This window comes from Arthrobacter sp. JDC6 (assembly GCF_056484025.1).
The window spans coordinates 1,235,795-1,253,415 of the sequence record NZ_CM151278.1; the positions used below are offsets into that span (position 1 = coordinate 1,235,795).

Genomic DNA, 17,621 nt, shown 5'->3' on the forward strand with positions numbered 1-17,621 from the left:
TCCTCAGCAGCGTCCCGTGCCTTCCGGCACTTCTGAAGGGACCGTCCGGCTACCAGCCGGGCGGTCCCTTCAGGCGTTAAACGCCGCTTGCGCACCCTCGACAGCCGTCCACGGCTGGCTACGCTTGGGGAATGACGCAGCCGAACGCCCTGGTGATTTCCGCCGTCGTTGTTCCTCCGTCAACCGAGGGCGGCAGCGACTTTCAGGACTTCAACGACTGCCGGTCAATGCGGGAAGCGCACGAACTGCAGACATGGGGCGACCTTGACCGTGGCTACACCTACGCGGAGGAGGTGGAACACTGGCGCGGCACCGCATACGAGGCGCGGCACCTCTTTGTCGCCCGGCTGGGCAAGGAACCGGTGGGCATGTGTTCGGTGACGCTGCCCCTGCGGGAGAACACCGCCACGGCAGGGATCAACGTCCTGGTGGCGCCGGCCTTCCGGCGGCGCGGGCTGGGGCGGCGGCTCCTTGACCACGCGGAGAAGGTGGCCCGCGCCAACAACCGGACGTCGCTGGATGGCTACTTTGAACTCCCTGCCCGCCTGGTGGATGACGCGGGTCCGCTGGTACCTGCCATGTCGGGGGCCGGGGGACTTCCTTTGGCTGACCCGGCCACCTCCTTCGCCCTGTCCGCCGGGTACCGGCTGGAACAGCTGGAGCGTTCCAGCCGGCTCGACCTCCCCGTTCCGGGACAACTACTGGCGCGGCTGGAGGCTGATGCCCTCAGCCACGCCGGCGATTATCGGCTGACGGCCTGGGACGTGCACTGTCCGGACCCGTTGATCGCCCGGTACGCCGCCCTGCGGGCACAAATGAGCACCGATGCGCCCACCGCCGGGATGGACTGGGAACGCGAGGACTGGGACGCCGCCCGCGTGCGGGACGACGAGCAGGCGCTGGCCAGGAGCGGCGTGCACTCATCCGTGGCGGCGGCCCTGCACCGCCGCACCGGTGAGCTGGTGGCCTATACCGTCCTGACCTGGCGGCCGCTGGTGCCGGGGTCGCTGCTCCAGCAGGACACCCTGGTGTCGGAGGAACACCGCGGCCACCGGCTGGGCATGCTGGTCAAGGTGGCCAACCTCCGCCGCGCACAGGAAAAGTGGCCCCGGGCGCGCTCGGTCCTGACATGGAATGCCAGCGAAAACCAGCATATGCTGGCGATAAATACCGCACTTGGATTCAGGCCCGCTGGCTATGAAGGTGAGTGGCAGAAACGGCTGGGATGATGCCCGAATGGCAATAGACGTAAAGATCGAGCAGCTTTGGATCCCCGACTCACTGGACACCCCCGACGCAGCGGACTTCCTTGCCGCCGTCGAAGTCGGCCGCGAGGTGCGGATGGCCACGTGGGGCAGCGACGATCTGGCTTACGGTCCACTGGAGAAGCTGCTTGAGTTCGCGGATCCGTATGAGCGCCAGCTGATCCTCGTGGCCAAGGTGGATGGCACCATTGTGGGAACGGTGGACATCGCACTGCCGCTGACTGACCACCTGGACCTCGCCGAACTCACTTTGGACATCCTCCCCGAGTACCAGCGGCAGGGCGTGGGACGGCGGCTGCTGGAGGCAGCCGAACAACTGGCAAGGGGGGAAGGGCGCAGCATGATCCTGGTGGACACCAACCACCCCGGCGCGTCCCTGTCTGAGTTTGAACAGGCCCTGCTGGTTCCCGGTACCGGCCAGGGGTTCGTGCCGCTGGAGAGCCGCGAAGTGGAGTTCGCGCAGAAGACCGGATACACGCTGCAGCACATCGAGCAGTTCAGCTCCTGCCGCTTGCCGCTGGACAGCAAGGTGGTGGCGGACCTCCAGGCTGAGGCCGACGAAGCAAACAACGGCAGGTACAGGCTGCACTACTGGACCGACCGCTGCCCGGAACGCTGGCTGGAGGCCGTGGCCGTCCTGGAAAACCAGGCCGGGGCCGATTTGGATCCCTCGCTGGACGCGCCCGTTGAGCAGGAGATGGTGTTCGACGGCGGCATCCTGCGGGAGGCGGAGGACGTCGCCATCGCGCAGGGCCGCAGGACGGTGGTCACCGCCGTCGAGCACATCGCCACCGGAGCCCTGGTGGGACTGACCACCATCACCGTGCTGGCGCACCGGGCCGACGTCGTGTTCCAGGACGACACCCTGGTGCTGCAGGAACACCGCGGCAACAAGCTGGGCCTGCTGATTAAGGTGGCCAACATGGAGCGGCTCAGCGAGCAGTTTCCTGACGCCCGCATCATCTACACCTGGAACGCGCCGGAGAACCGGTACCTCCTGACCGTCAACAGGCAGCTCGGCTTCCAGACGGCCGGCGTCACCGGGATCTGGCAAAAAGAGCTCCCCACGTTGCACGCCAGTACCAGCTGAGCCCCCGATTTGGCGGAGCGGCAACGCCTCGCGTAAGCTGGGAGTACCAAAGACCGTCGGTTGTTGGAAATCCACTCTCCTGAACATGGCTCAACTCTGCAGTTGTGCTCCGGGGACCACAGTGGCTTTCCGGACGAAGGACCCTCAACGCAGGGCGGCCGGCGCAGGTGAACGAAGCAAAGCTCCGCGGTACAGCCGTGTTGAGCCAAGCCCCGTGCATCTGCGCGGGGCGTTTTTAGTTTTAGCTCTCTTGAGCGGGGACCGTCGAATACCGGCACTATCCCCGGAAGGAGGGTTATGGCAACGCCTACCAAGGTTTCAGCAGTAGCTGAGATCACTAACGATTTCAAGGAATCGAACGCCGCTGTCCTGACCGAATACCGCGGGCTCACCGTTGCACAGCTCAAGCAGCTGCGTGTTTCTCTCGGCCAGGACACCAAGTTCGCGGTCGTCAAGAACACCCTGACCGCCATTGCAGCCAAGGAAGCCGGCGTCGAAGCATTCGACGGCCAGCTTGCCGGCCCCACTGCAATCGCGTTCATCAAGGGTGACGCAGTTGCCGCTGCCAAGAGCCTGACGGATTTTGCCAAGGCCAACAAGCAGCTGGTCATCAAGACCGGTTACTTCGAGGGCAAGGCCCTGGACGCCACCGAGGTTGCCGCACTTGCTGCCCTCGAGTCCCGTGAGCTGCAGCTCGCCAAGGTTGCAGGTGTCCTCAAGGCACCGGCCGCCGCAGCTGCACGCATCATCGACGCACTGCGCCTCAAGCTTGAAGAAGAGAACGGTGCACCGGCAGCTGCCGAAGCGCCCGCCGCTGAAGAAGCCCCCGCCGCTGAAGCTGAAGCTGCCGCTGAAGCTCCCGCTGCCGAAGAGAACTGATTCTCTTACCCCCACCAGACTCCGGTGCCCCTCAGGCCATGCGCCATTGCGGACACCACAACAGGAAGGACGCCTACCATGGCGAAGCTCAGCAACGAAGAGCTCATTGAAGCTTTCAAGGAACTGACCATCATCGAGCTCTCCGAGTTCGTCAAGCTCTTCGAAGAGACCTTCGAAGTTACCGCCGCTGCTGTTGCAGTTGCCGGCCCCGCCGGTGGCGGAGCTGCTGAAGAGGTTGAAGAGAAGACCGACTTCGACGTCATCCTCGAAGCTGCCGGCGACAAGAAGATCGCAGTCATCAAGGAAGTTCGCGCCATCACCTCCCTCGGCCTCAAGGAAGCCAAGGACCTGGTTGACGGTGCCCCCAAGGCTGTCCTCGAAGGCGCCAACAAGGAAGCTGCCGAGAAGGCCAAGGAGCAGCTCGAGGCTGCAGGCGCCACCGTTACCCTCAAGTAACAACGCCTTTTCCTCAGGAAACCCCGTCCACTCCGGTGGGCGGGGTTTCCTGCTTTAAACGGGTCTCCCGCGTTACGCGGGGTCGCTGATATCCGCCACAACCGCGTCCAGGGCTGCGGTCAGGGCATCGGCGTCAACGAACGCACTGTAGCCATGGGCGCCGGCCCCCATGGAGATCCGTCGCCCAGTGATCGTGGCGTCGGCATAGACCGGCCAGGCGGTGGTGCTCCCCAGCGGAGTGATGGTGCCCCGCTCATAGCCGGTTGCCTCCAGCGCGGCAGCGGCGGGCGGGAGGGACAGCTTGTTGACGCCTACCAGGGCGCGGAGCTTGGGCCAGGAGATCTGCCGGTCGCCCGGGACCAGGGCGAACAAAAAGGTGCCGTCCTTGTGCCTGACCACCAGGGATTTGACGATGTCGGCCGGGCTGATGCCCAGGATGCCGGCTGCCTCTTCGAGGCTCTTTGCTGCCGGGCGCTGCACCACGTCAACCTGCAGGCCGCGGGCCGCGGCGTCGGCCAGGAAGCGTTCCCGTCCGACGCCGTCCGTTCCGTTTCCGGATGCGCCCGCCATCAGTCGCGGTACAGCAGGAGGGCCTCGCCCTGCCCGCCCCCGCCGCAGAGGGACACGGCGGCTTTGCCCGTTCCGCGCCGTTTCAGCTCATGGGCCGCATGGGCCGCCAGCCGTGCGCCCGAGGCCCCGATCGGATGTCCCAGCGCGATGGCACCGCCGTGTATGTTGCACTTTTCCAGGGGGTAGTCCAGGTCCTTCAGGGACTGTACCGCCACGGACCCGAAGGCCTCGTTGATCTCGATGAAGTCAAGGTCCGCAGTGCTCCACCCGGCCTTGCCCAAGGCGTTCATGATGGCGTTTGACGGCTGGGAATGCAGGGAGTTGTCAGGGCCGGCCACCTGTCCCGGCTTTCCCACCACGGCCAGGTACTCCAGCCCGTTCTCCTCCGCGTAGCCTCGGGATGCGAGCACCAGGGCGGCGGCGCCGTCGGACAGGGGAGAGGAGTTACCGGCGGTGATGGTGCCATCGGTGACGAACGCTGCGCGCAGGCCTGCCAGCGACTCCACCGAGGTGTTGGGGCGGACGCCCTCGTCGGAATCCACCACCAGGGGCTCGCCCTTGCGCTGCTTCACCCTGATGGGTGCGATCTCGCCGTCGAACGTTCCGTTCTTTGCCGCCAGCGCCGCGCGCTGGTGGGACTGGGCGGCAACGTTGTCCTGCGACGTGCGGTCAATGCCCAGCGTGAGGTTCCGTGTTTCCGTGGACAGGCCCATGGACTGGCCGTCGAAGGCATCGGTCAAGCCGTCATGGGCGGCAGCGTCCAGCGCCTGGATGGAGCCGTACGTCCATCCTTGGCGGGACCCCGGGAGCAGGTGCGGCGCGCGGCTCATCGACTCCTGGCCGCCGGCCACCACCACCGCGGCCTCGCCGGCACGGATCATCCGGGCGGCGTCGATCACCGCCGTCAGGCCTGAAAGACACACCTTGTTGACTGTGACCGCGGGGACGTTCCAGCCGATGCCGGCGCCGACGGCGCTCTGCCGCGCTGGATTCTGCCCCGCACCGGCCTGAAGCACCTGGCCCATGATCACGGCCTCCACGTCGCCGGTGCCGACGCCGCTGGATTCCAGTGCGGCTTTGATGGCGTGGGCGCCAAGGTCCACGGCGGTGAGACTCGAGAGCTGGCCGTTGATCCGGCCCTGCGGAGTCCGTGCTGCCCCGAGGATGACAACGTCACTGTTGTCGGGAGAGTTGCCCATGGTTTTCACTTTCAGTCCGGTTCCGGTGTAAGCCACCAAGGCTATCGTGACCCTGGTCACCCAACTATTCAAACGCTGGAACCCCTATGTGCATTCCTGAATCAGTTCGTTCCACACGCGGCAGGGGAGAGGTACCCATCGGCAGCGTTGTGCACGACGGCGGCCTCTTGCGTAGGGTGGACGGCGAGGCTTTGCAGGGGCACATGCTTTGCAGGGGGACAGATGGTCCGGAGCCGGGACGGACGGAGCGACACAGTGAAGACGACAACTATCGCGGCAGCCACGGCAGCCACCGCCTTGCTGGTGGGCGGAATGATGGCAGCCTGCTCGGTGTCCACCCCGGCGCCGGCGGAATCGGTCCAGTCGACCGCATCGCCGGAGCAGACCCGGGATGCGGCCGGCAGCAGCCCCCTGGCCACCGGCGGCACGGCAAGCCAGGGTGCCAGGGCGGGCGGAACCCGGGAAGCCTGCGAGCTCTTCAACAGGCTGGTGGCGGATTACTCCGCTGTTGCACCCACTGACTCCAAGGGCTATGAGGACGTGTACCTGAAGGCCCAGGACGCCAAGGACACTGTCTCCGGGGATCTGCAGGGACTGTTTGCCTCCCTGAGCCTGCTGGCCATCGACCACTCATCCGCGGCGGAGGCCGGAGCCAAGCCGGCGCCGGAGTCCCAGGACGCGGTGCGGGACGCCGTCTTCGCCAACTCCGCGGCTTGCACGGCGGCGGGCGTCACGCTCAGGCTCTAGCATCCGGGCGGCGCCCTAGGGTTCCCCAAAAATCAGGTGCTTGCAATCCGGCCGGATGTGGGGTAGACACGTAGGTTATTTTGCCGTATCGTAGATATTTGCGTCTTCCCTGTTTACCTTCAGCCTTCATATAGCGGTGGGCTTTGCCTGGCAGCTGGCAATCAACGTGCCGTAACAACGGTCACAGCATAGTCAGTATCAGGTCCCGGGTCATATAGCGGAACCGGATGGTAGCGCTGCGGAGTCACTCCGCAGGGTGCACAGCGGGGGAGATCTGAAAACGCCTGAAGGTCTGTGGAAGGATCCCTCTTGGTCGCCTCGAGCACCTCTAATAACGAAACCGCTAACACTGCCGACAGCACTGATGGTGCCACTCGCCGGCTCTCATTCGCAAAGATTCACGAACCTCTTGACGTTCCGAATCTGCTTGCCCTGCAGACGGACAGCTTTGACTGGCTGGTCGGCAATGAGCGCTGGCAGGCACGCGTGGCAAAGGCTGTCGAAGAAAACGATCTCAGCGTCGCCACCACGTCCGGCCTGTCGGACATCTTCGAAGAGATCTCCCCGATCGAGGATTTCCAGGGCACTATGTCCCTGAGCTTCTCCGATCCGGAGTTCGCTGACCCCAAGTACACCATGGCCGAATGCAAGGACCGGGACGCAACGTACTCGGCTCCGCTGTACGTCAAGGCCGAGTTCATGAACAACAACACGGGCGAAATCAAGCAGCAGACCGTGTTCATGGGTGACTTCCCGCTGATGACCGAGAAGGGCACCTTTGTCGTCAACGGCACCGAGCGTGTCGTCGTCTCCCAGCTGGTCCGTTCCCCGGGCGCCTACTTCGAGCGCGCCGCTGACAAGACCAGCGACAAGGACATCTTCACCGCGAAGATCATCCCGTCCCGCGGTGCCTGGTTTGAGCTCGAGATCGACAAGCGCGACCAGGTCGGTGTCCGCCTCGACCGCAAGCGCAAGCAGTCCGTCACCGTCCTGCTGAAGGCCCTTGGCTGGACCGAAGGCCAGATCCTCGAAGAGTTCGGCCAGTACGACTCCATGCGGGCAACCTTGGAGAAGGACGCCACCGAGACCCGCGAAGACGCCCTGCTGGACATCTACCGCAAGCTGCGTCCGGGCGAGCCGCCCACCGTCGAGGCTGCCCAGTCCCTGCTGGACAACCTGTACTTCAACTCCAAGCGCTACGATCTGGCCAAGGTTGGCCGCTACAAGATCAACCGCAAGCTGGGCATCGACCGCTCCCTTGGCGACAAGGAAGCTTCTGTCCTGCACGTTGAAGACATCGTTGCCATGATCAAGTTCCTCGTCGCGCTGCACGCCGGCGAGAAGACCATCAAGGGCACCCGCGATGGCCAGGAAGTGGACCTGCGCGTCGAAATCGACGACATCGACCACTTCGGCAACCGCCGCATCCGCGCCGTTGGCGAGCTCATCGAGAACCAGGTCCGCACGGGCCTGTCCCGCATGGAGCGCGTTGTCCGCGAGCGTATGACCACCCAGGACGTCGAGGCCATCACGCCGCAGACCCTGATCAACATCCGCCCCGTGGTCGCAGCCATCAAGGAGTTCTTCGGAACCTCCCAGCTGTCGCAGTTCATGGACCAGAACAACCCGCTCTCGGGCCTGACCCACAAGCGCCGCCTGTCGGCCCTTGGCCCCGGTGGTCTGTCCCGTGACCGCGCCGGCATGGAAGTCCGTGACGTGCACCCGTCCCACTACGGACGTATGTGCCCCATCGAAACCCCTGAAGGCCCCAACATCGGCCTGATCGGTTCGCTGGCATCCTACGGACGCATCAACCCGTTCGGGTTCATCGAAACCCCGTACCGCCTGGTCAAGGACGGCGTCGTGTCCGACGACGTCCAGTACCTGACAGCCGACGACGAGGCCGAGGTCCTGATCGCCCAGGCCAACGCGCCGCTGGACGAGAACAACAAGTTCGCTGAAGACACCGTGCTGGTCCGTGCCCGTGGTGGTGGGGGCGAGCCCGTCCTGGTTCCGGCCGCGGACGTTGAGTTCATGGACGTCTCCCCGCGCCAGATGGTGTCCGTGGCTACCGCCCTGATCCCGTTCCTGGAGCACGACGACGCCAACCGCGCACTCATGGGTGCCAACATGCAGCGCCAGGCTGTGCCGCTGGTCCGTTCCGAGGCTCCGTTCGTGGGCACCGGCATGGAGCGCGCTGCCGCCGTCGACGCCGGTGACGTTGTCATCGCCAAGAAGGCCGGTGTGGTCACCGAGGTTTCCGCCGAGCTCGTCATCATGCTCAACGACGACGGCACCGAGACCAACTACCGCATCAACAAGTTCGCCCGCTCCAACCAGGGCAACTGCTACAACCACCGCGTCCTGGTGAACGAAGGCCAGCGCCTGGAAGTTGGCGGCATCATCGCCGACGGCCCGGCAACGGACCAGGGGGAGCTCGCACTGGGCAAGAACCTGCTCGTGGCATTCATGTCATGGGAAGGCCACAACTTCGAGGACGCCATCATCCTCTCGCAGCGCATCGTTGCCGAGGACGTCCTTTCCTCCATCCACATCGAGGAGCACGAGATCGATGCCCGCGACACCAAGCTTGGTGCCGAGGAGATCACCCGTGACATCCCCAACGTGTCCGAGGAAGTCCTTGCAGGCCTGGACGAGCGCGGCATCATCCACATCGGTGCCGAGGTTGAAGCAGGGGACATCCTGGTTGGAAAGGTCACCCCGAAGGGTGAAACCGAACTGACCCCGGAAGAGCGCCTGCTGCGCGCCATCTTCGGTGAGAAGTCCCGCGAAGTCCGCGACACCTCCCTGAAGGTGCCCCACGGCGAGTCCGGCACCGTCATCGGCGTCCGCGTCTTCGACCGCGACAACGACGACGAGCTGCCCCCGGGCGTGAACCAGCTGGTCCGCGTCTACGTGGCCGCCAAGCGCAAGATCACCGACGGCGACAAGCTCGCCGGCCGCCACGGCAACAAGGGTGTTATCTCCAAGATCCTCCCCGTTGAGGACATGCCCTTCCTTGCAGACGGCACCCCCGTTGACATCGTCCTGAACCCGCTGGGTGTTCCGGGCCGTATGAACGTGGGGCAGGTGCTCGAAACCCACCTTGGCTGGGTTGCCAAGACCGGTTGGAAGATCGAAGGCGAGCCGGAGTGGGTCAAGCAGCTGCCGAACCTGCCGCGCGAGAGTGGTCCCACCACTGTTGCAACGCCGGTGTTCGACGGTGCCCGCGAAGAGGAAATCACGGGCCTGCTGGATTCCACCAACGTGACCCGCGATGGTGAGCGCCTGATCAACTCCTCCGGCAAGACCCGCCTGTTTGACGGCCGCTCCGGCGAGCCGTTCCCGGATCCGATCTCGGTCGGCTACATGTACATCCTGAAGCTCCACCACCTGGTGGACGACAAGATCCACGCACGCTCCACCGGCCCGTACTCCATGATCACGCAGCAGCCGCTGGGTGGTAAGGCACAGTTCGGTGGCCAGCGCTTCGGTGAAATGGAAGTGTGGGCGCTCGAAGCTTACGGCGCCGCCTACACGCTCCAGGAACTCCTCACGATCAAGTCGGATGACATCCACGGTCGTGTGAAGGTCTACGAAGCAATCGTCAAGGGCGAGAACATCCCCGAGCCGGGCGTTCCCGAATCCTTCAAGGTCTTGATCAAGGAAATGCAGTCGCTGTGCCTGAACGTGGAAGTCCTTTCCACGGACGGAACCACAATTGAAATGCGTGACTCTGATGACGCAGTCTTCACGGCTGCGGAGGAACTGGGCATCGATCTGTCTCGCGCAGAGCCCAGCTCCGTAGAAGAGGTCTAGCAGGAGGTTTGCGACGGCGGGTGACCACCCGCCGTCGTACGCCCCCTCCCTCATCCCGCACCAAGACTTCAGAATTTAGAGAACAAGAGAGAACAGGGACCATATGTCCAGCGAATCCTCCTTCGGCCTCATGCAGATCGGCCTCGCCACCGCGGAAGACATCCGCGGCTGGTCGTACGGCGAGGTTAAGAAGCCGGAAACCATCAACTACCGCACGCTCAAGCCCGAGAAGGACGGCCTCTTCTGCGAGAAGATCTTCGGCCCGTCCCGGGACTGGGAATGCTACTGCGGCAAGTACAAGCGTGTGCGCTTCAAGGGCATCATCTGTGAGCGCTGTGGCGTTGAAGTCACCCGCGCCAAGGTCCGCCGTGAGCGCATGGGCCACATCGAACTGGCCGCCCCCGTCACGCACATCTGGTACTTCAAGGGTGTTCCGTCCCGCCTGGGCTACCTCCTTGACCTGGCCCCGAAGGACCTCGAAAAGGTCATCTACTTCGCCGCCTACATGATCACCAGCGTCGACGAAGCTGCCCGCCACGAGGAACTGCCCAACCTGCAGGTTGAGCACGACATCGAGAAGAAGCAGCTGATCGACAACCGCGATGCCGACATCGCCGCGATCGCCCGCGACCTCGAAGGCGAAATCGCACGCCTCGAAGGCGAAGGCGCCAAGGCTGCCGACAAGAAGAAGGCCCGCGACTCCGCCGACCGCCAGATGGCCAACGTGCGCAAGCGTGCCGACGCCGACATCGAGCGCCTCGAGCAGGTCTGGGACCGCTTCAAGAACCTGAAGGTCGCCGACCTCGAAGGTGACGAAGGCCTGTACCGCGAACTGCGGGACCGCTACGGCATGTACTTCGAGGGCTCCATGGGTGCCGAAGCCATCAAGAAGCGCCTTGAGAACTTCGACATGCAGGCCGAGTCCGACCTGCTGCGCGACGTCATCGCCAACGGCAAGGGCCAGCGCAAGACCCGCGCCCTCAAGCGCCTGAAGGTGGTCAACGCGTTCCTGACCACCAACAACAGCCCGCTTGGCATGGTCCTCGACGCCGTCCCGGTGATCCCGCCGGAACTGCGCCCCATGGTCCAGCTGGACGGTGGCCGCTTCGCGACCTCCGACCTCAACGACCTCTACCGCCGCGTGATCAACCGCAACAACCGCCTCAAGCGCCTGCTTGACCTGGGTGCTCCGGAGATCATCGTCAACAACGAGAAGCGCATGCTTCAGGAAGCTGTTGACAGCCTCTTCGACAACGGCCGCCGCGGCCGTCCGGTCACCGGACCGGGCAACCGTCCGCTGAAGTCCCTGAGCGACATGCTCAAGGGCAAGCAGGGCCGTTTCCGCCAGAACCTCCTCGGCAAGCGCGTCGACTACTCCGGCCGTTCGGTCATCGTCGTCGGCCCGCAGCTGAAGCTGCACCAGTGCGGCCTGCCCAAGCAGATGGCCCTGGAGCTCTTCAAGCCGTTCGTGATGAAGCGCCTGGTTGACCTCAACCACGCCCAGAACATCAAGTCGGCCAAGCGGATGGTGGAGCGCTACCGCCCGCAGGTCTGGGACGTGCTCGAAGAGATCATCACCGAACACCCGGTGCTGCTCAACCGTGCACCTACCCTGCACCGCCTGGGCATCCAGGCGTTCGAGCCGCAGCTTGTCGAAGGCAAGGCAATCCAGCTTCACCCGCTGGTTTGTGGCGCGTTCAACGCCGACTTCGACGGCGACCAGATGGCAGTGCACCTGCCGCTGAGCCCCGAGGCGCAGGCTGAGGCCCGCATCCTGATGCTGTCCTCGAACAACATCCTGAAGCCCTCCGACGGACGCCCGGTCACCCTGCCTTCGCAGGATATGATCATCGGCCTTTACCACCTGACCACAAAGCGTGTCGGTTCAGCCGGCGAAGGCCGCATCTTCGGTTCGGTTTCGGAAGCCATCATGGCGTTCGATGCCCGCGAGCTGCACCTGAACTCGCAGGTCAAGATCCGCCTCGAAGGCTTCGTGCCCTACGCCGGCTGGGAAGCTCCGGAAGGCTGGGAGCCGGGTCAGCCCGCACTCGTCCAGACCTCCCTGGGCCAGGTCCTCTTCAACGAGACCCTGCCCGAGGACTACCCCTGGGTTGAGGCTGTTGCCGACAAGGGCGAACTGTCCCGCATCGTCAACGACCTTGCCGAGCGCTACCCGAAGGTCGTCACCGCAGCAACGCTGGACAACCTGAAGGATGCCGGTTTCTACTGGGCCACCCGTTCGGGCGTCACCGTCGCCATCTCCGACATCGAGGTCCCGGCCGCCAAGCCGGAAATCCTTGCCGGGTACGAAGAGCGGGCCGCCAAGATCCAGGGCCAGTACGACAAGGGCCTGATCGACGACGACGAGCGCCGCCAGGAACTGATCGAGATCTGGAACAAGGCCACCAACGACATCGCCTCGGTGATGCGCGAAAGCCTGTCCCCGATGAACACCATCAACCGCATGGTGTCCTCAGGTGCACGTGGTAACTGGATGCAGGTCCGCCAGATCGCGGGTATCCGTGGCCTGGTGGCCAACCCGAAGGGTGAGATCATCCCGCGCCCTATCAAGTCCTCCTACCGTGAGGGCCTGTCGGTGCTGGAATACTTCATCGCCACCCACGGCGCCCGTAAGGGCCTGGCCGATACCGCTCTGCGTACCGCCAACTCGGGTTACCTGACCCGTCGTCTGGTGGACGTCTCCCAGGACGTCATCGTCCGCGAAGAAGACTGCGGCACCGAGCGTGGCCTGGTCACGCCCATCGCCGTCGCCGACTCCAACGGTGAGCTCGTCCTGGACGAGAACGTCGAGAACAGCGCCTACGCACGTACGCTGGCCGTCGACGTCGTTGACTCCGAGGGCAACGTCCTCGCAGCCGCCGGCACCGACTGCGGCGACGTCGTCATCGCCGAGCTCTTCAAGGCAGGCATCACTGAGGTCAAGGTCCGTTCCGTGCTCACCTGTGAGTCCAGCGTGGGCACCTGCGCCCTGTGCTACGGCCGTTCGCTGGCCACCGGCAAGACCGTGGACATCGGCGAGGCCGTGGGCATCATCGCCGCACAGTCCATCGGTGAACCCGGTACCCAGCTGACCATGCGTACGTTCCACACCGGTGGTGCAGTTTCCGCCGGTGGTGGCGACGACATCACCCAGGGTCTGCCCCGTATCCAGGAGCTCTTCGAAGCCCGTACTCCGAAGGGTGTCGCCCCGATTGCTGAAGCAGCCGGCCGCATCACCATCGAAGAGTCCGAGCGCCAGATGCGCCTGGTCATCACCCCGGACGACGGAACGGAAGAGATCGCTTACCCGGTCCTGCGCCGTTCACGCCTGCTGATCGAAGACGGCGACCACGTCTCCGTCGGACAGAAGCTGATCAACGGCCCGGTGGACCCCAAGCAGGTCCTGCGCATCATGGGTCCGCGTGCGGCACAGAAGTTCCTGGTGGACGAGGTCCAGGGCGTGTACCGCAGCCAGGGCATCGGTATCCACGACAAGCACGTCGAGGTTATCGTCCGCCAGATGCTGCGCCGCGTCACGGTCATCGAGTCCGGCGAATCGGACCTGCTGCCCGGCGAGCTCGCCGAGCGCAGCCGGTTTGAGGAAGCGAACCGCCGCGTTGTGTCCGAGGGCAAGACTCCGGCTTCCGGACGTCCGGAGCTCATGGGCATCACCAAGGCGTCGCTGGCCACCGAGTCCTGGTTGTCCGCAGCTTCCTTCCAGGAGACCACCCGCGTCCTGACGCAGGCGGCCATGGAAGGCAAGAGCGATCCGCTGCTGGGCCTGAAGGAGAATGTCATCATCGGTAAGCTGATCCCGGCCGGCACGGGCCTCCCGCGCTACACCGAGGTCACCGTCGAGCCCACTGAGGAAGCAAAGGCCAACCTGTTCACCGGCCCCAGCGCATTCAGTGACTTCTCGTACGACACCCTGGGCGGTGACGGAGCTCCCGAGTTCCACGCCATCCCGCTGGATGACTACGACCTGGGCAACGACTTCCGGTAACCAACTCCGGTAGAGCCTTACGAGGGGATGGTCCCGCACCGAAAGGTGGGGGACCATCCGCTTTAACCCCCCGATTAAGGCATGGAGCCTGTCCGTGCTAGACTTGTTACCAATTGTTATTGTGGCAGTGGATGAGAGCGCCGGTATCAGCTGAAAAGCTGGACCAGAGCGACGTTTCCGGTTTGCAGGGTTCTTGTGCAACGTATGCCACATTTTTGCATGCCTAGGGACTTGTCCGACGCCAGTCGCCCCCGGGAATGCGATCCGACTATTAAGGCTTCGCCTTCGCCGCCCTGGAGATCTTCTTCAAGGCCCGGGCGGCGGGGCAACGCAACAGGAGAGTGGCCGGAAACAGCCACTCCGGATAAAACGGAGAACACGAGAGTGCCTACGATTAACCAGCTGGTCCGCAAGGGCCGCACGCCTAAGGTCTCAAAGACCAAGGCTCCCGCGCTTAAGGGCAGCCCCATGCGCCGCGGTGTCTGCACCCGCGTCTACACCACCACCCCGAAGAAGCCGAACTCGGCTCTGCGTAAGGTGGCACGTGTGCGCCTCAACGGCGGCGTGGAAGTTACCGCCTACATCCCCGGTGTTGGCCACAACCTGCAGGAGCACTCCATTGTGCTCGTTCGCGGTGGTCGTGTGAAGGACCTCCCGGGTGTCCGCTACAAGATCGTCCGTGGCGCCCTCGATACCCAGGGTGTGAAGAACCGTAAGCAGGCCCGCAGCCGCTACGGCGCAAAGATGGAGAAGAAGTAATATGCCTCGCAAGGGTCCGGCCCCCAAGCGGCCGCTCGTTTCGGATCCGGTATACGGTTCCCCGCTGGTAACCCAGCTCATCAACAAGGTGCTCGTTGACGGCAAGAAGTCCACGGCAGAGCGCATTGTCTACGGTGCACTCGAAGGCGCACGCGCCAAGTCCGGCGGCGACCCCGTAGCAGCACTCAAGAAGGCGATGGACAACGTCAAGCCTTCCCTCGAGGTCCGCTCCCGCCGTGTCGGTGGCGCCACCTACCAGGTTCCGGTTGAGGTCAAGCCCGGCCGCTCCACCGCACTCGCCCTGCGCTGGCTGGTTGGCTACTCCAAGGCCCGCCGCGAGAAGACGATGACCGAGCGTCTCCAGAACGAAATCCTGGATGCGTCCAACGGTCTCGGTGCCGCTGTGAAGCGTCGCGAAGACACCCACAAGATGGCCGAGTCCAACAAGGCCTTCGCACACTACCGCTGGTAATACTCCCCGGACGCCGCCGGCTCAACAGAGCCGGCGGCGAACGCGTAGTCCATCCCAAAAGGAGACCCCGTGGCACAGGACGTGCTTACCGACCTTAGTAAGGTCCGCAACATCGGCATCATGGCCCATATTGATGCCGGCAAGACCACCACCACCGAGCGCATCCTGTTCTACACGGGTGTGAACCACAAGATCGGCGAAACGCACGACGGCGCTTCGACCACCGACTGGATGGAACAGGAAAAGGAACGCGGCATCACCATCACGTCTGCCGCCGTGACCTGCTTCTGGGAAAACAACCAGATCAACATCATCGACACCCCCGGCCACGTTGACTTCACGGTTGAGGTTGAGCGCTCCCTGCGCGTCCTCGACGGTGCAGTCGCCGTCTTCGATGGCAAGGAAGGCGTTGAGCCGCAGTCCGAGACTGTTTGGCGCCAGGCTGACAAGTACAACGTTCCGCGTATCTGCTTCGTCAACAAGATGGACAAGCTCGGTGCTGACTTCTACTTCACCGTAGACACCATCATCAGCCGCCTCGGTGCCAAGCCGCTGGTCATGCAGCTGCCCATCGGTGCCGAGAACGACTTCATCGGCGTCGTTGACCTGCTCTACATGCGCGCCCTGGTGTGGCCCGGCGATGCCAAGGGTGACGTGACCATGGGTGCCAAGTACGAGATCCGCGAGATCCCGGCTGACCTCCAGGAAAAGGCTGAGGAATACCGCGCGACCCTCGTTGAGACTGTCGCTGAGTCCTCCGAGGAACTCATGGACAAGTACCTCGAGGGTGAAGAGATCTCGATCGACGAGCTCAAGGCCGGCATCCGCAAGATGACCATCAACTCCGAGCTGTACCCGATCTTCTGCGGTTCCGCCTTCAAGAACCGTGGCGTTCAGCCCATGCTCGACGCAGTTGTGGACTACCTGCCGAACCCGCTCGACGTCCCCCCGATGGTCGGCCACGATCCTCGCGACGAAGAGAAGGAACTGACCCGCAAGCCTTCATCGGAAGAGCCTTTCTCGGCTCTGGCGTTCAAGATTGCTGCGCACCCGTTCTTCGGCCAGCTCACCTTCATCCGCGTGTACTCCGGTCACGTGGAAGCAGGCGCCCAGGTGGTCAATTCCACCAAGGGCAAGAAGGAGCGCATCGGCAAGCTGTTCCAGATGCACGCCAACAAGGAAATGCCCGTTGAGGGCGCTACCGCAGGCCACATCTACGCAGCCATTGGCCTGAAGGACACCACCACGGGTGACACCCTGTGTGATGCCAACAACCAGATCGTGCTCGAGTCCATGAGCTTCCCGGAGCCCGTGATCTCGGTTGCCATCGAGCCGAACACCAAGGGTGACCAGGAGAAGCTCTCCACGGCCATCCAGAAGCTCTCCGCTGAGGACCCCACCTTCCAGGTGTCCCTCAACGAAGACACCGGCCAGACCATCATCGCCGGCATGGGCGAGCTCCACCTGGACATCCTGGTGGACCGCATGCGCCGCGAGTTCAAGGTCGAGGCAAACGTGGGCAAGCCCCAGGTTGCCTACCGCGAAACCATCAAGCGCGCCGTCGAACGCCACGACTACACGCACAAGAAGCAGACCGGTGGTTCGGGCCAGTTCGCAAAGATCCAGATTGCCATCGAGCCGCTGGACACCGCCGAAGGCGAGCTGTACGAGTTCGAGAACAAGGTCACCGGTGGCCGCGTTCCGCGCGAGTACATCCCGTCCGTTGACGCGGGCATCCAGGATGCGCTGAACGACGGCGTCCTGGCCGGCTACCCGGTTGTAGGCATCAAGGCCACGCTGATTGACGGCGCGTACCACGATGTTGACTCTTCGGAAATGGCGTTCAAGATCGCCGGCCGTATGGCTTTCAAGGAAGCTGCACGCAAGGCGAACCCGGTTCTGCTCGAACCACTGATGGATGTCGAGGTCCGCACCCCTGAGGAATACATGGGTGAAGTTATCGGTGACCTCAACTCCCGCCGTGGCCAGATGCAGTCCATGGAAGATGCACAGGGCGTCAAGGTCATCCGTGCGCACGTTCCGCTGTCCGGCATGTTCGGCTACATCGGTGACCTGCGCTCCAAGACCCAGGGCCGCGCTGTGTACTCCATGACGTTCAACAGCTACGCCGAGGTCCCGAAGGCAGTTGCCGACGAGATCATCCAGAAGTCCCGCGGCGAGTAGTCCTTCCGGACTTTCAAAGCGAACACCTCGGTTGGGCAGTCCGCCAGCGGACAGCGCAGCCGGTGCAGGTGGCCGGGCCGGCCGGATTTATCCGGCAAGCCGGTCCGGCCCCTGCACGAACAGGCTCAGGGGATTAGTATTAGTTCCTGAATCTGCAATTTCACCAATCCAAAGCCCC

Annotated in this window: 12 protein-coding genes; 10 read left to right on the forward strand and 2 right to left on the reverse strand. The window is 63.9% G+C overall.

Annotated elements, in window-relative coordinates; translation table 11 throughout:
• The first annotated feature begins 131 nt into the window (after positions 1-131).
• From ACV095_RS05790 to rplL, 4 genes are all read left to right on the forward strand, one after another.
• Entirely contained in the window at positions 132-1,229 is a 1,098-nt protein-coding gene (locus ACV095_RS05790) for a GNAT family N-acetyltransferase (RefSeq protein WP_478223096.1), read from the forward strand.
• A gap of 7 nt (positions 1,230-1,236) precedes the next feature.
• A complete protein-coding gene (locus ACV095_RS05795) occupies positions 1,237-2,355 on the forward strand; it encodes a GNAT family N-acetyltransferase (protein WP_478223097.1) in 1,119 nt (372 codons plus the stop codon).
• A 297-nt stretch (positions 2,356-2,652) separates the two neighbouring features.
• Positions 2,653-3,234 (forward strand): 50S ribosomal protein L10, encoded by a 582-nt coding sequence (rplJ, locus tag ACV095_RS05800; RefSeq protein ID WP_018769122.1) that lies wholly within the window; start codon positions 2,653-2,655, stop codon positions 3,232-3,234.
• A gap of 78 nt (positions 3,235-3,312) precedes the next feature.
• Entirely contained in the window at positions 3,313-3,690 is a 378-nt protein-coding gene (gene rplL / locus ACV095_RS05805) for a 50S ribosomal protein L7/L12 (protein ID WP_018769123.1), read from the forward strand.
• 72 nt (positions 3,691-3,762) lie between these two features.
• On the opposite strand, the gene ACV095_RS05810 is transcribed toward rplL, so the two are convergent.
• Both ACV095_RS05810 and ACV095_RS05815 read right to left on the reverse strand, forming a co-directional pair.
• The gene (locus ACV095_RS05810; RefSeq protein ID WP_018769124.1) at positions 3,763-4,260 is read right to left on the reverse strand and encodes an aminoacyl-tRNA deacylase; all 498 of its coding nucleotides are present in this window, start codon (positions 4,258-4,260) and stop codon (positions 3,763-3,765) included.
• Positions 4,260-5,459 carry an acetyl-CoA C-acetyltransferase gene (locus ACV095_RS05815; protein ID WP_478223098.1) on the reverse strand — a complete coding sequence of 400 codons (1,200 nt, stop codon included), beginning with the start codon at positions 5,457-5,459 and terminating at the stop codon, positions 4,260-4,262. The genes ACV095_RS05810 and ACV095_RS05815 overlap by 1 nt, the downstream gene beginning before the upstream one ends.
• 255 nt (positions 5,460-5,714) lie before the next feature.
• On the opposite strand from ACV095_RS05815, the gene ACV095_RS05820 reads away from it, so the two are divergent.
• From ACV095_RS05820 to fusA, 6 genes are all read left to right on the forward strand, one after another.
• Positions 5,715-6,206, forward strand: coding sequence for a hypothetical protein (locus ACV095_RS05820; protein WP_478223099.1), 492 nt, complete (start codon positions 5,715-5,717; stop codon positions 6,204-6,206).
• 309 nt (positions 6,207-6,515) lie between these two features.
• Positions 6,516-10,025: a DNA-directed RNA polymerase subunit beta gene (rpoB, locus tag ACV095_RS05825; RefSeq protein WP_018769127.1), complete on the forward strand. Its 3,510-nt coding sequence runs from the start codon at positions 6,516-6,518 to the stop codon at positions 10,023-10,025.
• Positions 10,026-10,128: 103 nt separating this feature from the next.
• Positions 10,129-14,028 carry a DNA-directed RNA polymerase subunit beta' gene (locus tag ACV095_RS05830; protein WP_223992294.1) on the forward strand — a complete coding sequence of 1,300 codons (3,900 nt, stop codon included), beginning with the start codon at positions 10,129-10,131 and terminating at the stop codon, positions 14,026-14,028.
• A gap of 384 nt (positions 14,029-14,412) precedes the next feature.
• Positions 14,413-14,787, forward strand: a complete 375-nt coding sequence (rpsL, locus tag ACV095_RS05835; RefSeq protein ID WP_009358312.1) for a 30S ribosomal protein S12 — start codon at positions 14,413-14,415, stop codon at positions 14,785-14,787.
• Between the two features lies 1 nt (position 14,788).
• The gene (gene rpsG, locus ACV095_RS05840; protein ID WP_003803829.1) at positions 14,789-15,259 is read left to right on the forward strand and encodes a 30S ribosomal protein S7; all 471 of its coding nucleotides are present in this window, start codon (positions 14,789-14,791) and stop codon (positions 15,257-15,259) included.
• Positions 15,260-15,328: 69 nt separating this feature from the next.
• Positions 15,329-17,443 (forward strand): elongation factor G, encoded by a 2,115-nt coding sequence (gene fusA / locus ACV095_RS05845; RefSeq protein ID WP_018769129.1) that lies wholly within the window; start codon positions 15,329-15,331, stop codon positions 17,441-17,443.
• Positions 17,444-17,621: the final 178 nt, after the last annotated feature.

Coding starts and splice junctions, on each gene's coding strand:
- ACV095_RS05790 (WP_478223096.1), top strand. CDS start 132: ATGACGCAGCCGAACGCCCTGGTGATTTCCGCCGTCGTTGTTCCTCCG.
- ACV095_RS05795 (WP_478223097.1), top strand. CDS start 1,237: ATGGCAATAGACGTAAAGATCGAGCAGCTTTGGATCCCCGACTCACTG.
- rplJ (WP_018769122.1), top strand. CDS start 2,653: ATGGCAACGCCTACCAAGGTTTCAGCAGTAGCTGAGATCACTAACGAT.
- rplL (WP_018769123.1), top strand. CDS start 3,313: ATGGCGAAGCTCAGCAACGAAGAGCTCATTGAAGCTTTCAAGGAACTG.
- ACV095_RS05810 (WP_018769124.1), bottom strand. CDS start 4,260: ATGGCGGGCGCATCCGGAAACGGAACGGACGGCGTCGGACGGGAACGC.
- ACV095_RS05815 (WP_478223098.1), bottom strand. CDS start 5,459: ATGGGCAACTCTCCCGACAACAGTGACGTTGTCATCCTCGGGGCAGCA.
- ACV095_RS05830 (WP_223992294.1), top strand. CDS start 10,129: ATGTCCAGCGAATCCTCCTTCGGCCTCATGCAGATCGGCCTCGCCACC.
- rpsG (WP_003803829.1), top strand. CDS start 14,789: ATGCCTCGCAAGGGTCCGGCCCCCAAGCGGCCGCTCGTTTCGGATCCG.